General features: G+C 65.1%; 14 protein-coding genes. 3 read left to right on the top strand and 11 right to left on the bottom strand.

The features are described from left to right. The 4 genes from HMPREF1137_RS06825 to rimP form a co-directional block, all read right to left on the bottom strand. A partial coding sequence (locus HMPREF1137_RS06825; protein ID WP_007590320.1) for a translation initiation factor IF-2 N-terminal domain-containing protein occupies positions 1 to 434 on the bottom strand: 434 nt, incomplete at its 3' end. A gap of 136 nt (positions 435 to 570) precedes the next feature. Further along, complete coding sequence (locus HMPREF1137_RS10065; RefSeq protein WP_279354644.1) at positions 571 to 837, bottom strand: YlxR family protein; 267 nt, start codon at positions 835 to 837, stop codon at positions 571 to 573. A 65-nt stretch (positions 838 to 902) separates the two neighbouring features. Continuing rightward, positions 903 to 1,931, bottom strand: a complete 1,029-nt coding sequence (gene nusA, locus HMPREF1137_RS06820; RefSeq protein WP_007590322.1) for a transcription termination factor NusA — start codon at positions 1,929 to 1,931, stop codon at positions 903 to 905. Positions 1,932 to 1,937: 6 nt separating this feature from the next. Then, complete coding sequence (gene rimP / locus HMPREF1137_RS06815; RefSeq protein ID WP_034497234.1) at positions 1,938 to 2,408, bottom strand: ribosome maturation factor RimP; 471 nt, start codon at positions 2,406 to 2,408, stop codon at positions 1,938 to 1,940. Positions 2,409 to 2,479: 71 nt separating this feature from the next. Between rimP and HMPREF1137_RS06810 the strand changes: the two genes are divergently transcribed. Next, on the top strand, positions 2,480 to 3,484 hold the full coding sequence (locus tag HMPREF1137_RS06810) for a hypothetical protein (RefSeq protein WP_007590336.1): 1,005 nt from the start codon (positions 2,480 to 2,482) through the stop codon (positions 3,482 to 3,484). A gap of 89 nt (positions 3,485 to 3,573) precedes the next feature. Here HMPREF1137_RS06810 and HMPREF1137_RS06805 read toward each other — a convergent pair whose 3' ends face one another. Together HMPREF1137_RS06805 and HMPREF1137_RS06800 are read right to left on the bottom strand one after the other, a co-directional pair. Further along, positions 3,574 to 4,623: a 3-isopropylmalate dehydrogenase gene (locus HMPREF1137_RS06805; protein ID WP_007590338.1), complete on the bottom strand. Its 1,050-nt coding sequence runs from the start codon at positions 4,621 to 4,623 to the stop codon at positions 3,574 to 3,576. A 143-nt stretch (positions 4,624 to 4,766) separates the two neighbouring features. Continuing rightward, positions 4,767 to 7,025 (bottom strand): exo-alpha-sialidase, encoded by a 2,259-nt coding sequence (locus HMPREF1137_RS06800; protein ID WP_007590334.1) that lies wholly within the window; start codon positions 7,023 to 7,025, stop codon positions 4,767 to 4,769. 393 nt (positions 7,026 to 7,418) lie between these two features. Between HMPREF1137_RS06800 and HMPREF1137_RS10420 the strand changes: the two genes are divergently transcribed. After that, positions 7,419 to 7,574 (top strand): hypothetical protein, encoded by a 156-nt coding sequence (locus tag HMPREF1137_RS10420; protein WP_007590323.1) that lies wholly within the window; start codon positions 7,419 to 7,421, stop codon positions 7,572 to 7,574. A gap of 116 nt (positions 7,575 to 7,690) precedes the next feature. Here HMPREF1137_RS10420 and ilvC read toward each other — a convergent pair whose 3' ends face one another. The 3 genes from ilvC to HMPREF1137_RS06785 are packed head-to-tail and all read right to left on the bottom strand — an operon-like array spanning position 7,691 to position 10,997. After that, a complete protein-coding gene (gene ilvC / locus HMPREF1137_RS06795) occupies positions 7,691 to 8,716 on the bottom strand; it encodes a ketol-acid reductoisomerase (RefSeq protein ID WP_007590324.1) in 1,026 nt (341 codons plus the stop codon). A gap of 2 nt (positions 8,717 to 8,718) precedes the next feature. Continuing rightward, positions 8,719 to 9,231, bottom strand: a complete 513-nt coding sequence (gene ilvN, locus HMPREF1137_RS06790; RefSeq protein ID WP_003792759.1) for an acetolactate synthase small subunit — start codon at positions 9,229 to 9,231, stop codon at positions 8,719 to 8,721. Then, positions 9,231 to 10,997: an acetolactate synthase large subunit gene (locus HMPREF1137_RS06785; protein WP_007590316.1), complete on the bottom strand. Its 1,767-nt coding sequence runs from the start codon at positions 10,995 to 10,997 to the stop codon at positions 9,231 to 9,233. Before HMPREF1137_RS06785 ends, ilvN begins: the two co-directional genes overlap by 1 nt. 334 nt (positions 10,998 to 11,331) lie before the next feature. Here HMPREF1137_RS06785 and HMPREF1137_RS06780 point away from each other — a divergent pair, with 334 nt between their 5' ends. Further along, positions 11,332 to 12,924: an aspartate:alanine exchanger family transporter gene (locus HMPREF1137_RS06780; protein WP_034497232.1), complete on the top strand. Its 1,593-nt coding sequence runs from the start codon at positions 11,332 to 11,334 to the stop codon at positions 12,922 to 12,924. Between the two features lie 537 nt (positions 12,925 to 13,461). Here HMPREF1137_RS06780 and HMPREF1137_RS10415 read toward each other — a convergent pair. Both HMPREF1137_RS10415 and HMPREF1137_RS06775 read right to left on the bottom strand, forming a co-directional pair. Then, positions 13,462 to 13,617: a hypothetical protein gene (locus HMPREF1137_RS10415; protein ID WP_007590318.1), complete on the bottom strand. Its 156-nt coding sequence runs from the start codon at positions 13,615 to 13,617 to the stop codon at positions 13,462 to 13,464. Next, positions 13,614 to 14,909: a threonine/serine exporter family protein gene (locus HMPREF1137_RS06775; protein WP_007590328.1), complete on the bottom strand. Its 1,296-nt coding sequence runs from the start codon at positions 14,907 to 14,909 to the stop codon at positions 13,614 to 13,616. Before HMPREF1137_RS06775 ends, HMPREF1137_RS10415 begins: the two co-directional genes overlap by 4 nt. Positions 14,910 to 15,142: the final 233 nt, after the last annotated feature.

Raw genomic sequence — 15,142 nt, 5'->3', positions numbered from 1 at the left:
CGCGGCGCGGGCTTGGGGGCGCCAGCCTCTGCGGGCTTACGGCCAGCGGGCTTGGGGGCACCTTCGGGCTTCTTGGCACGAGGCTTGGGCGCGCTCTTCGCGGCCGCGGCGGGCTTAGGCGCGCCGGGCTTGGGAGCGTCCGCCTTGGGAGCGGCCTTGGGGGCCGCGTCAGCGGTCGCTTCTGCGGGAGCCGCAGCCTTCTTTGCGGCGGGCTTGGCCGCACTGGGCTTGGGGGCCTTAGCGGCGGGCTTTGCGTCCGCCTTCTTGGTCTTGGGGGCCGCCGCGAACTTCTCGCGCATCTGCCGCACAACGGGCGGTTCGAGCGAGGACGACGACGACTTGACGAATTCACCTGCTTCCTTCAGGTGACCCATCAGTTCTTTGCTGGTGATTCCGAGCTCTTTGGCGAGCTCGTGGACACGCAACTTTGCCACATTTCTCCATTCCGGAAGCGTCTCCGGTCCGGAGACGCCTTACTGATATTGCTGGCAGCTCATCGCTGGGTACTCATCGGGTGCCCATCAGCTTCCAACCCGCTTCCATTTTCTCGGCGTTGATGGCCCGTGGCCATCACTGGTGGTTGATCAACTCCTCCACGTCGTCCCACACGCCATCCGGAACGTTTCCCGTTCGGAACGAGCGCGCGAGGCCGCGTCTGGCTCGGGCTTTCTGGACACACCCCGCGTCGGGGTGGATCCAGGCTCCTCGGCCTGGAAGAGTCGCCGTTCGATCAAGGTGAATCGATCCGTCCGGCGAGCGAACGATCCGCACGAGGGCGGCTCGGTTCGCGTGCGTGCCGCATCCAATGCAAGTGCGCTGGGGCCCAGGGGTGGGCACTGGCGGCACAGAATACGACACAATCCCCTAGCTTAGTCCAGCTAGGGGATTGCTCGTCTCAGATTCTATGAGCGACTTGTCACGTCGTCGGGGGTCGAGACGCGCGAGGCGATCGCGTCATCGCCGGTTTCCGTGTCGGCGTGGATGTCGATGTGGTAGTTCGTCAGGCGCGCGGCGAGGCGAGCATTCTGGCCTTCCTTGCCGATCGCGAGGGAGAGCTGGAAGTCCGGAACGATGGCCGTCGCAGTGCGGTTGTCCACGGAGTGGACGACGACGCGGGTGACGCGGGCCGGAGACAGCGAGTTGGCGACGAAGCGCGCCGGATCGTCGGAGTAGTCGACGATGTCGATCTTCTCCCCGCCCAGTTCAGCCATGACGGAGCGCACGCGCGCACCCATCGGGCCAATGCATGCCCCCTTGGCGTTGATGCCCTCGCGGGTGGCGGCGACGGCGATCTTCGTGCGATGTCCGGCTTCGCGGGCGATGGCCTTGATCTTGACGAGGCCCTGCTGAATCTCGGGAACCTCACGCTGGAAGAGGCCGGCGACGAGGTTGGGGTGGGTGCGCGACAGGGTGATGCGCGGGCCGCGCTCGGTGCGCTCGACGCCCACGACGTAGGCGCGGATGCGGTCACCGTGGCGGTAGGTCTCACCGGGAACCTTCTCACCGTCGGGCAGGACGGCTTCAAAGTCGTCGGAGACCTGGACCATCGTGGGACGTCCGGGACGCGGAGCCTGGACGGTGCCCGTGATGACCTGGCCTTCGCGTCCGGCAAAGTCGCCGAACACGCGCTGGTCATCGGCGTCACGCAGGCGCTGCATGATGACGGAGCGCGCGGTCGACTGTGCGATGCGACCGAAGTTCTTCGGGGTATCGTCGAATTCGCCGATGGGGTTGCCGTCTTCGTCCTCGTCCATGGCCATGACGGTGACGCGGCCGGTCTTCTTGTCGATTTCGATGCGGGCCTGGGAGATGGCACCGGGCAGGTTGTGGTACGCCTTGAGCAGCGCCTCTTCGATGGCATCGACGAGGGTCTCGAGGCTGACACCCTTTTCGTTTTCCACCATCCGCAGAGCGGTCATATCGATTTCCATGGTCTCCTACTTCCCCGTTCCAAAGTCGACGCGGGAGCGCGCCTTCCTCATGTCCTGATAGTCAATGGTAGTCGTTTCACCGTCAACATCGATCGTTGCGCTGGTCTCGTCTGCGGCAACGACACGTCCGGAGACGTAGCCACCGGCGCGCAGCTTGATGCGCACGAGACGTCCGATCTGTCGCATCCAGTGTCCGACCTTCGTCAGCTCACGTTCGGCCCCGGGAGTCGACACTTCCAGCAGGTATTCACCGTCGATCGGATCCGCTGCATCCAGGGCTTTCGACACGGCGCGGGACACGTCCGCGAGCGTGTCGGAGTCGATTCCGTCGGCGCCAATGGGCGCTTCGACGATGACCCGCAGGAGCGGCATCGCATCGGAGCGTGAGCGGGTCACTGAGTCCAGTTCCAGTCCCGACTGTGCGACCACGGGAGCCAGCAACTCCTCGAGCGGTCCCTCTGACGTGGACGATGCCATATGCGCCTATCTTTCTCTCGCGTACGCGGGTCAGTTCCCTATCCTACCCGGGGGTGTGGGATGATGCGGGTGTGCGTTTCGCAAAACTGACTTTGACCACACATCGTCTCCCCAGCCTCATCGCGACCGGAGCGGCGCTCGTTGCGCTGTCCGCGTGCTCGTCCTCGTCTTTGCCGACTCTGTCCGGTTTTGACGCGGTGCGTGACCAGGCCGCGCGCACGGAGTCTGCGGCATCCGATCGGGCGACCCAGCTCGCCGAGGTCGCGACGGACTGTGCGTCCTGCTCGGCGGCTCTGCGCGCCGTCGCGTCGGCATCGGGCGAGCGACTCGAGGCGCTCGGCGGACTGTGGGATCCGTGGGGCGGGGCAACGCCCGAGGGCCAGTCCGCTCCGGCAGCAGTATCCGAGGCACCTACCGACGTCTCGGCGTACGTGTCGTGGCTGGCACGCACGGCCACGCGCGACCTTGAGATCGCCGCCAACCCGGACAAGACCTCCGCAGAAGAGGCACGCACGCTCGGCGCCTCGGCGCTCGGACGCTACGCGAGCGCCGTGTCGCTCGCCCAGGCGTACGGCATTGAGCTGGATGCTGGCCTGGACCAGGCCCTTCTTGTCAATGACCGTGTAAACGCAGCCTCGCGCCAGGGTGTCCAGACCTGGTCTATTGATCGCTTTGATGCACCGGCGCTAACCTCGTCGTTCGCACCCTCCGGCAAGAACCTGGCTGCCTCGCAGGAGCTGTCGGCTGCGGTCGCGACCTGGGACTGCACGGCGTCAACTCTGCCGAAGGCCCAGGTGAGCGCGGGTACCCTGACCGACGCCTACGCCGTGTCGGGCGAGCTTTTGGTGCGCGCAGACGTCGCCCTGCGCGCCGGTGCGGCGGATATGCGTACGCCTCGCTGCGACCTTGGTTTCCTCGATGCCCCGTCCCTGGCCGCGAACTTGCTGGCAGCAGACGCCGCGATGTTGACCAGCGACTCCGCTGATGTGCGCGCAGCGGGGGCCAGTGCGGCGATGGCAGACATTGAACAGTGGGCGCCTCGCACGACGCTGCCTGCCCTGATCGGCACGCGCTGAGAATCGCCACCAGCGCCGAGTAGGCGCTCCGTCATACACGCAACAGGGCCGCTCCCCATCCGGGGGCGGCCCTGTGTCATTGCCTGGGCTCAGACCCTGGCTGCGATGTCGTCACCGATCTGGGAGGTGGAGCGCACGAGCGGCGTTCCGGCCGCCGCGGCCTCGGCACGCGCTGCCATGTCGGCGTCGATCGCCGCGCGCACACGCTCGGCTTCCTCGGCGAATCCCATGAAGTCGAGCATGAGCGCGACCGAGGAAATGGTCGCAGTCGGGTCCGCCTTGCCCTGCCCCGCAATGTCGGGGGCGGAGCCGTGCACGGGCTCGAACATGGAGGGGAACTCACGCGCGGGGTTGAGGTTGCCGGACGCGCTCAGGCCAATGCCACCGGTGACGGCCCCGGCCTCGTCGGTGAGGATGTCACCGAAGAGGTTGTCGGTGACGATGACGTCGAAGCGGCCCGGGTCTGTGACCATGTAGATGGTGGCGGCGTCGATGTGGCAGTAGTCGACGCTCACGTCGGGGTATTCCTCCCCCACCTCGTCGACGATGCGGCGCCACATGTGTCCGGCGTTGACCAGGACGTTGTGCTTGTGGACGAGCGTGAGGTGCTTCTTGCGCGAGGCGGCGGCCTCGAAGGCGTAGCGCACGACGCGCTCGACGCCGTAGGCAGTGTTGACGCTGACCTCAGTCGCGATTTCGTGGGGGGTGCCCACGCGCACGGCCCCGCCGTTGCCGCAGTAGAGGCCCTCGGTGCCTTCGCGCACGACGACGAAGTCAATGTCGCCGGGGTTGGCCAGGGGGCTGGGCACGCCCTCGTAGTACTTCGAGGGGCGCAGGTTCACGTAGTGGTCGAGGGCGAAACGCAACTTGAGGAGCAGACCGCGCTCGAGGACGCCGGAGGGCACGGAGGGGTCACCGACCGCACCAAGCAGGATGACGTCGTGGTGCTTGATGGCCTCGAGGTCCTCATCGGTGAGGGTGTCGCCTGTCGCGTGCCAGCGCTCGGCACCCAGGTTGAAGTGGGTGGTGGAGTAGTCGATGCCCTTGTCCGCCAGGACGCGGTCCAGGACCTTGAGGCCTTCGGGGACGATTTCCTTACCGATGCCGTCACCGGGGATTACTGCGATGTTCAGTGTCATGTCTCCATCTTCCCCCGCGTCTCCCCCGCGCGTCCGGGTGGGTCCAACCCGTGGTCTCTTTGGGTCGTGACGTCCCCCATAGACGAGGCCGGGGCCGGGAGGGCACTCACGCTCCCCCGGCCCCGGCCAAGCATCAGGTCAGATCAGATCCACGCACCCGAGGATGCGAAGTAGTACCAGCGACCGTCGATGGTCTGCCATCCGGTGACCATGTGGCCATCACCGGCGAAGTAGTACCAGGTGGAACCGATGTGCTGCCAGCCGGTGAGCATGGCGCCCGAGGGGGCCAGGTAGTACCAGCTGCCGGCGTGCTGCCAGCCGGTGCGCATCGCACCGGAGGCATTGAAGAAATACCAGGTGCCGTCGACCTGGGCCCAACCGGTGGCCATTGCGCCGGTCGAGGGATCCAGGTAGTACCAGCTACCGGCATCCTTGAGCCATCCGCTCACGCGGGCACCGAAGCCGTTGTAGTAGCTCCACGTGCCGCCCTGGTTATCCCATCCGGTAACCATCATGCCGTCCGCGTCGAAGCGGTAGGTGGCATCGCCGATGGTGATCGTCTGGTTCATCGCATAGCTGGAGTCTTCCAGCTGCCACTTCCATCCCGAGCCGGTGTTCACCCAGTGCGCGGGGGTGACCGCGGGGGCGGGCTCAGGGGCGGGCTGCGGTTCCGGAGTCGGATCAGGGGTGGGCTGCGGTTCCGGAGTCGGGTCCGGGGTGGGCTGCGGCTCGGGGGTGGGCTCTTCGCCGGGATCGGTCAGGCCAAGGTAGGCAGCGTCCACGCGCATGAACTCGATGTTCTTGTAGCCGCCGGACTCGTACAGGAGGCCCCAGGTGCCGTCACCGAGGGGGTGCAGCGTCGAGTAGGCCATCTCGCCGCTCTCGAAGACCTTGCCGTCGTTCCAGGTGAAACCGTCGTCGTAGGACACGCGGATGGTGCCGTTGGCGCGGGCGCTGGAGGAGTCGGCGTTCGAGAAGAGCAGGACGCGAGCGCGGGCGGAGCCCTCGGGGGCATCCGGGTAGGCGCGCACGATGGAGGCGTTGTTACGCGGGTCTGTCAGGTCCCAGTTGTGGCGGAAGGGACCCCAGGTCTGCCCGCCATCGTAGGAGATTGCTTCGAGGCGCTGACCGGCGGTGCCCTGCGTGCGCGAGTTGAGCAGCAGGCGACCGTCGGAGAGCTCGACGACCTTGTTTTCGTCGGCGCTGCCCTCGGTGGGCGCACCTGGCTTCCAGGTCACGCCGTGGTCGTCGGAGTAGACGGAGACGGCCATGAGCGAGGTCGTTCCGGAGTTGGCGACGGCGTACTGCTGGATGAGGCGACCGGCGTGGGCACCGTAGCGCAGCTGGATACCTTCACCGGAGGAGGCGAAGCGGGTGAACCACGTGCCCTCGTATCCGGCGGTCACCTGGTCGGTGATGGTGCGGGGATTGACCCAGGTTTCGCCGTTGTCGTGGGACTCGACGACGTGGGCGTGCAGGATGTTACGGGCCGCGGGATCGGTGCCCAGCTGGGACTGGAAGAGGCCGGCGTCGTAGGACTTGACCGAGAACAGGAAGATCGTTCCGGTGGTGCGGTCCACGACGAAGGAGGGGTCGGAGTAGCCGATCTTCTCCGCACCGGGGGTTCCGGCGAGGGCGGCCTTGATGGGGGTCCAAGACTTACCGCCGTCCTTGGAGATGCGGTAGACGATGGAGTTGGCCTGGGGCGCATCCTGACAAGTGTTGGGGCGACCGTCCCACGAGGCGATGATCCAGCCATTGTTGGCGGTGGTCAGAGCGGGGATGCGGTGGCAGCTAAATCCTGCGAGGCCGGGGGACGCGAGGCGAACCTTGTCACCAATCGCGTAGTCATGCGGGGTTTCCAGCGGATCCGGGGCCGGGGGACGCTCGCCCTGGGCGACGGTCACCGGGTCGGCGTTGGCGGTAATGCCACCGGCGATGACGTCGGTGCCGTTACGGTCACGGGTGGCCGCCCACGTGGTCATCGGGGTGAAGGTGCCGGCCGCAACGTCGTCGGCGGTCACGGTGTGCGTGGCGGTCGTGCACTGCTTGGTGGTGTGCGCGGCGAGGTTGTGCCAGCGGCAGTTCGGAGCGCCGGTGGTGAGGACGCCGGACAGGTTCGAGTCCACCGGGAAGACGGTGAGCGCGCTGTCGGTGTTGTTGGTGTAGGTGACGGTGATGGTGATCAGGTCACCTTCGTACACCTTGTCTCCGTGGGAGTCGGTGCGCGTGACGGTGACGGTGATGGGGGCCGAACCTTCGTCGGTTGCCGAGGCCGTCACCGGAGCAGCTGCACCGGTGTCACTGGTCGGGGTCGCGAGCGCGGGAACCGAGAGAGTCGCGCACAGCAGCACGGCTCCCGAGGCAGCCGCGAGGGCGCGCCCGTAGTGGCGGAGGGTCATCATTGGTCCTTCCGATATGGGTTGTCAATCAGCGGTCAGTGAGTCATGACTCACTATCCACGAGATTCATCATACAAATTTAGATGCTCGCTAACCAGTTATAGGACAGACAATTTTATCAACGTCTAGGACAATTACCTTAGAACTATCAAGATTCATGCATGACCGTCAGACTCCCACCCCACAACAGTCCAAGATGCTCAGAACCCTCACCCCGCACCGCACAACAACACCAACCCCTCCCCCATCAAACAAACCAACCCAACAATCAACACACCTCACCTGGACAGACTGACCAACATCAAGCAGTGGAACAGACCATAACTAGTTGCCCAGCAACCACTTACCTGTAAACTAGTTCTGTCAATCAGTCTTTCGTAGTAAGGAATGAGTGTGCGCCCCTCCCGTCGAACTCTGACGCGCGTCGCGTCAGCCGCCGTCGCCTCCCTCGTGATCGTTGCGCCGATCTCCACCGTCTCCAATGCGGACGCCCTCTCCCCCGCTCCCCTTCCTTGGGTAAACGGCGCGGACGAGGCACCGGTGAACTGACCCCGCAGAAACCCTGCCAAACGTAACCGCGCCTGTGAGCACAAAAGGGCCCCGGCCTCGTCCCCATCGTGGGGAACGAGGCCGGGGCGTGACGCTATCCGAAACGGAGAGCGAGATCAGCGCGCGGCGCTGCCCTCGGTGTAGTCCTCGTCGGAGTCGGTCCAGCCGAAGGCCTTGCGCAGCTTCTGGCCGGTCTTCTCGATCGGGTGGGCCTCTTCCTCGGCGCGCAGCGCCTTGAACTCGAGGGCGCCGTTATCCTGATCGGCGATGAACTTACGGGCGAAGGTGCCGTCCTGAATGTCGGCCAGAACAGCCTTCATGGCCTCCTTGGAGGACTCGCCAATGACGCGCGGGCCGGAGACGTAGTCGCCATACTCAGCGGTGTCAGAGCAGGACCAACGCTGCTTGGTGATGCCGCCCTCGTTGATGAGGTCGACGATCAGCTTCATCTCGTGGCAGACCTCGAAGTAGGCGATCTCGGGCTGGTAGCCAGCCTCAACCAGGGTCTCGAAGCCGGCCTGGATCAGGTGGGAGACGCCGCCACACAGGACAGCCTGCTCGCCGAACAGGTCGGTCTCGGTCTCCTCGGTGAAGGTCGTCTTGATGACGCCGGCGCGGGTGCCGCCGATGGCCTTCGCGTAGGACAGGACGAGGTCCCAAGCCTGGCCGGAGGCATCCACCTCAACGGCGACGACGTCCGGGGTGCCCTTGCCCTGGGTGTAGGTCTCGCGGACCTTGTGGCCGGGGCCCTTGGGGGCGACCATGACGACGTCGTGGCCCTCGGGGACCTCGATATAGCCGTAACGGATGTTGAAGCCGTGCGCGAAGAGAAGGGCGGCGCCTTCCTTCAGGTTGGGGGCAACCTGCTCGGCGTACACGTAGCGCTGGACCTGGTCGGGCAGCAGCAGCGAGACGACGTCGCCCTCGGCGACGGCCTCGGCCACGTCCTTGACCTCAAGGCCGGCGGCCTCAGCCTTGGCCCAGGAGGAGGAACCGGGGCGCAGGCCGACGACCACGTCAACTCCGGAATCCTTCAGGTTCAGCGCGTGCGCGTGACCCTGCGAACCGTAACCAATGATGGCAACCTTCTTGGACTGGATCAGCGACAGGTCTGCGCCGTCGTCGTAGATGATTTCTGCCATTTTCATTTCTCCTTCAGTTGATCCGTGATCGAGCGCGACCCGCGGCCGATAGCCACGGCGCCCGACTGGACGAGTTCGGTGACGCCGTAGGGCTCCAGGGCCCGCAGCAGCGCCTCCAGCTTGGACAGGGAGCCGATCGATTCGATGACGACCGACTCGGGTTGCACGTCGACGACGTGTGCGCGGAACAGGTCCACGATCTGCAGGACCGAGGTACGACGGGTCTCGTCGGCCTGGACCTTCATCATGAGCAGACGCCGTTCGACGGAGTCTTCGGGTTCAAGCTCAACAACCTTGAGGACGTTGATGAGCTTGTTGAGCTGCTTGACCACCTGCTCGATGGGCGCGGAGTCTGCGTCCACGATGATGGTCATGCGGGAGATTTCGGGATGTTCCGTCTCTCCCACGGTCAGCGACTTGATATTAAAGGCGCGGCGGGCGAAAAGCGCGGCGACGCGAGTGAGCACGCCGGGCTTGTTTTCGACCAACACGGCCAGAGTGTGACGATTCGTCATCAGTCTTCCACCTCCCAGTCGGGCGCCATGCCCTTGGCGTAACGAATCTCATCGTTGGACACGCCCGCGGCGACCATCGGCCAGACCATCGAGTCCTTGGAGACGCGGAAGTCAATGAGAACGGGGCGATCGTTGATCGACATGGCCCAGTCGATGGCCTCGTCGACCTCGTCGATGGAGCGAACGGTGCGTGCGGCCATGCCGTAGGCCTGCGCGAGCATCTCGAAGTTGGGGATCTGCTCGCCCTCGACGGGGTTGAGCGTCGTGTTCGAGTAGCGCTTGCCGAAGAACAGGGACTGCCACTGGCGGACCATGCCCAGCACCGAGTTGTTGATGAGGGCAACCTTGATCGGGATGTTGTTGATCGTGCAGGTGGCCAGTTCCTGGTTGGTCATCTGGAAGGAACCGTCACCGTCGATCGCCCACACGACCTTGTCGGGGGCCGCAACCTGGGCGCCCATGGCTGCGGGGATGCAGTAGCCCATGGTGCCGGAGCCGGAGGAGGAGATGAAGCTGCGCGGGTTGTCCAGCGTGATGAACTGCGCGGCCCACATCTGGTGCTGGCCCACGCCCGTCACGTAGATCGCCTCGGGGCCAACCTTGTCGGAGAGCTTCTTAAGGACCTCCTGGGGCGCCATCATGCCGTCTTCAGGCTCAGCCCATCCGATCGGATACTTGGTACGCAGTCGGTCGAGGTAGCGCCACCATCCGGAGATGTCCGCCTTGTTTTCCGACGAGGCCTGGGCGATTTCCTCGGTGAGGATCGGCAGGGCGGTCGCCAGGTCTGCGACAATCGGGATGTCGGCGTGGCGGTTCTTCGAGATCTCCGCGGCGTCGATGTCGATGTGCACGACGGTGGCGCGGGGCGCGAAGGAGTCGAGGCGGCCCGTCACGCGGTCGTCGAAGCGGGCGCCGAGCGCCACGATCAGGTCGGCGCGCTGGAGGGCGCCGACAGCGGCCACGGTGCCGTGCATGCCGGGCATGCCGAGGTTGTGGCGATCGGAGTCAGGGAACGCGCCGCGGGCGGTCAGCGTGGTGACAACGGGGGCATTCGTGACCTCGACGAGGTCGGCGAGGGCGTCGGTGGAGCCGGAGCGCACGATGCCGCCACCCACGTAGAGCACGGGAGCCTGAGCATCGGCGATCGCACGGGCAGCCGCGCGCACCTGCTTCATGTTCGGCTTGTCCGCGACGCGGTAGCCGGGCAGGTCGAGGGCGGGAGGCCAGGAGAAGTCCATCTCGGCGACCTGCGCGGACTTGGTGATATCCACGAGGACCGGGCCGGGGCGGCCGGTGCCTGCGAGGTGGAAGGCCTCGGCCAGGCGCGCGGGGATCTCCGCGGGATCCGTGACGAGGAAGGAGTGCTTGGTGATGGGCATCGAGGCGCCGACGACGTCGGCTTCCTGGAAGGCGTCGGTTCCGATCAGGGATGCGCCGACCTGGCCGGAGATCACGACGATCGGGACCGAGTCCATGCAGGCGTCGCCCAGGGCCGTCAGCACGTTGGTGGCGCCGGGGCCGGATGTCACGATCGCGCAGCCAACCTTACCGGTGGCCAGGGCGTAGCCTTCGGCGGCGTGGCCCGCGCCCTGCTCGTGACGGACAAGAATGTGGCGGATGGACGTCGACGCCAGCAGCGGGTCGTAGGTCGGCAGAATTGCGCCGCCGGGCATACCGAACACGTCGGTAACGCCCAGGGCCTCGAGGCTGGCCACGATAGCCTCGGCTCCGGTCATGCGGGTGGTGTTGGCGGTGTCGCTCACCATTCGTCCTCTCAATCGTTGGGACCGTCTCAAAGAAAAAACCCCGTCAGATCCGGCAGTCGCGCGGATGCGGGGAATTCGGCGTGCGATCCATCCTCACGTTACACGGCAGGCATCGCACGCCCGGGTACGATGACCAGGGCGAGGATTCCAATTCCGCGAACGTTGAGCATGCCTTTACCGTATCTCTCCCGAGCGCTGCTCTCTTCTTCATCTCATTGTGCGGACCTTCGGGCTCTAATCGCCATCTAGGCCAAAGGACTGAGATACACAGCACGTATTACTGGTTTAATTGACTCATACCTCATATCACAATCCACAACACGGAGATTTCATCGTGCACCAGGTGTTCGAGATTCTGAGCGAACAGCCAGTTCTGTTCCTCTTCCTTCTCATCGGTATAGGCATGGCGTTCGGCCATGTGAAAATCAGGGGCATTAGCCTCGGCGCCGCCGCCGTTCTGTTCTTTGCCATCGCGTTGGCTGCGTGGGCGCAGTCCTACGACATCGAGCTGCGGGTCACCCCCCAGCTGGGCACTCTCGGCCTGACGCTCTTCACGTTCGCGATCGGCATCAACTCGGGTGCGTCGTTCTTCCACAACTTGAAGACCGCCGTCGGCCCGATTCTGTCGATGGTTGCCCTCTACGGCATCACCGCCACCGTCGGCCTCTACCTCGGTAAGGCCATGGGTATGGACGTTCCGCTCATCGCCGGTACCTTCGCGGGTTCGGTGACGAACACGCCCGCTCTGGCCGCTGCCGGCGAGGCCTCCGGCGATCCAGCACGTGCGACGGTCGGCTACTCGATCGCCTACCTCTTCGGCGTCATCGGCATGCTGGCAGCTTCGATGGCTGCACTGCACTACGGCCGCAACGATAAGGATGCCCCCTCTCCCCTGTCGAACCGCACGATCCGCGTCGAGCGCGACGACCACCCCTTCGTTGGCGACATCTACGAGAAGCTCGGCGAGAAGGTCTCCTTCTCCCGTCTGCGCCGCGGCGAGACCGGCCCGATCACCCGTCCCCAGATGTCTGACACCCTGGATCCTGGTGACCTCGTGACGGTCGTCGGCCCCCGCGAGCTCGTCGCACGTGCGGCAACGGAGCTCGGCCACGCGTCCTCTCACTCCCTCATGCAGGATCGCTCCTACCTGGACTTCCGTCGTGTGACGATCTCCAACCCGAAGGTCGCCGGACGCACGGTCGCCTCGCTCGGCCTCGCCAAGGAGTTCTCCGCGACTATCTCGCGCGTGCGCCGCGGCGACGTCGACATGGTCGCCGAGCCGGGCCTGGTCCTCCAGGAGGGTGACCGCGTGCGCGTCGTCGCCCCCACGTCCAAGATGGCTGAGATCACCAAGTTCTTCGGCGACTCGTCCCGAGGCCTCACGGACCTCAACCCGATCGCCCTGGGCATTGGCATGGCGCTGGGTATCGCGATCGGCGAGCTGCCGATCCTGACCCCTTCCGGCGAGTACTTCTCGATCGGTTCCGCCGCTGGCACGCTCATCGTGGGCCTTATCTTCGGCCGCGTCGGTCGCATCGGCCCCATTGCGACGGCTCTGCCCTTCACCACCTGCCAGGTCATGGCTGAGCTCGGCCTGCTCATCTTCCTCGCACAGGCGGGCGCCAAGGCGGGCGGCCAGATCCTCGAGGCCTTCGAATCGGGCGCCTGGATCCGCATCTTCGCTCTCGGTGTCGTCATGACATCGATTATGGCGGTCGGCCTCTACTGCACGATGCGATGGGTGTTCAAGATGGGCGGCACGAAGCTTGCCGGTCTGCTCGGTGGCGCGCAGACGCAGCCCGCCGTCCTCGCTTTCGCGAATGGCCGTACCAACGCAGATCCTCGCGTGTCGCTCGGTTACGCGCTGGTCTACCCGGTCGCCATGGTCGGCAAGATCATCGTCGCTACGGTCCTGGGCGGCATGTAGCGGCAACGTCTCCCGCGGGTTCGAACCCGCGACGCAATGGGGCTGGCCCTTTCGGGTCGGCCCCATTCGCATGCCTCGATCCCCTCTCCCGAGCCCGTACCGGGCACCGCGCCGCTCATGTGGAGGCCGTGGCCTGCACGAGCTGCAAGGCCGAGCTGCGCTACACGCAGGCGGTCACGGGGGTACCAAAAGCCGACACGTGGCCTGCTAGGCCTGGCTGCGGTGCCCGTGGGCGGTGGCGGGGCCTGGTAGCCAGGAACCAGAGCCTGACTTGCCGCGCTCAGCTGATCAATCCTCGCGGCGTCGCCTTTGTTCCGGGCACCGCATGGCCTGCCCGCCCGCTCGTCGCCCGCGCCGCGAGCTGCGCTCGGCGCGTCGCCTCGAAGCCCGGCCAGGCCCCACAGGCCCTGCGGCGCCCTCCACAAGGGCGACGCTTGCTCAGTACGTTGTCGTGGCCCTGTATACCTGCCAACTCGGCCTACGCACAAACGAAGCCGCGACCGGTTTCCCGGCCACGGCCTCGTCAATGAATGAGCGTCAGCGCGAAATCAGCGCGACGAGCACTCGAGCGGTCACCGCCGCCACGCACACGATTGCGATGTTGCGGCCGACGGCGCGAATCTCGTCGCGGTCGATCTCGTACTCAACCTCAAACGACGGCGGCTTCAGGCCCGCTTCGATCTCGAATTTCATGCGTGCTCCTCCTCGTATTCCCACAGGTTCGGGACTCGTTCTTGCTTCTCGACGAGCCAGTTCTTATCCGTCAGCATACGGGAGAGCGCGAGGCCCATGCCGATCGCAACGATCGTGAACATGACCGTGAAGAGCGCGGCGAGCGCATCGTCGATCTGCTGGTTGTTCAGGTAGGTCAGAGCACGATAGAGCGGCACACCGGGGATCATGATGACGACAGCAGGCACGGACAGGGTCACGCGCGAGAAGCGCGTCCTGCGGGCCACGAAGACGGCGAGAAGGCCAGCTGCGAGCGCGGCGAGGCCGACGGCAGCCGGGGCAGGAACGCCGAGTTCCAGGTGCAGGGCGATACGAGCGGTGTTGATCACGGCGCCGATGAGCGCAGCCGTCGCACACACGCGTTGCGGTGAATTGAAGAGCATCGCAAACCCGTATGCGGCAACAAAGCTAGCGAGGAAGCGCAGAAGGTAGTGCAGCCATGGAACGAGCGATACACCGTACTCGGGCGTCACCGACCAGCCGAAGACAGCCGAGATCGCCCAGACAGCCACGCCCGCTGACATGACGAGCATCGTCACGTACACAAGGCGACCGACTCCACCTTGGAAGTCTTGTCGCACCAAATCGATCAGGCCAGTCACCAGCGGGAAGCCGGGGACCAGGAAGAGCAGTGCGGAAATAAAGCCAGCCTGATGCGTGGACTCGATGCCGAGGAACTGTTGAGCGGGAGCAACCAGCAAAATGTAGATCATCGCTGCGAGGGCACCGCACGCCATCCACACGCCGAAGTGGTTCATGTGGCGGATCAGCATCTGACGACGCAATGCCTGTCCGAAGAAAGACGCGACAGCGACAGCAGAGCACTCGACCCATCCCCCACCGTTAAGGAATGCGAACGCCGCACAGGCGAGGCCAGAGGCAAGCGCATTCGAAAACCAGTCGTAGAGCCCGGGAACCTTCGCGATCTTATCCAGTTCGTCCGACACATCCTCGACTCGCACGGACTTGCCGTGCAGGGACGCCACGTAGTTATTGATACGGTCGATCTTGTCAGCGTTAACGCCCATGAGGCGCTGCTCGGCGAGCTCCGTGCGGAAAGTTCCGTTCGCATACGCGGTCGCGATAATCTCCGTGTACGTGACCTGTGCTCGGTGCTCAGAAATGCCGACGGCGCGTGCGAGATCAGCCATTGACTTCTTGACGCGATAGGCGCTGGCGCCAAACGACAGCAGCATCTGGCCGAGTCGGAGAACAACCTGGGACTGATGAGCAAGGCGATCGTGCGCCGCCATGCGCTGAGCGAGAACCTCGTCTTTGGGACCGTGTTGGTGAGGCCCGTGCGGATGTGGAGAAGTGACCATGGGAATAGCATCGCACGCGTAGCGCCGTTATGTGGGCGACGTTGGTCCGTGACGTGTGGTTTTTCATCTCGTGGACACACGCGGAGATAAAACGCAGACGGATACGCCACCGCTGCGACACGATTAGCTGCGTCAGGCGCGCACCACGAAGTCGGCCGGTGAGG

Origin of the sequence: Actinomyces sp. ICM39, assembly GCF_000282935.1 — a bacterium.
GTDB classification, from domain to species: Bacteria; Actinomycetota; Actinomycetes; order Actinomycetales; family Actinomycetaceae; genus Pauljensenia; species Pauljensenia odontolytica_B.
The sequence above is the reverse complement of the archived record's forward strand: the minus strand, read 5'-3'. Positions and strand labels throughout refer to the sequence as shown.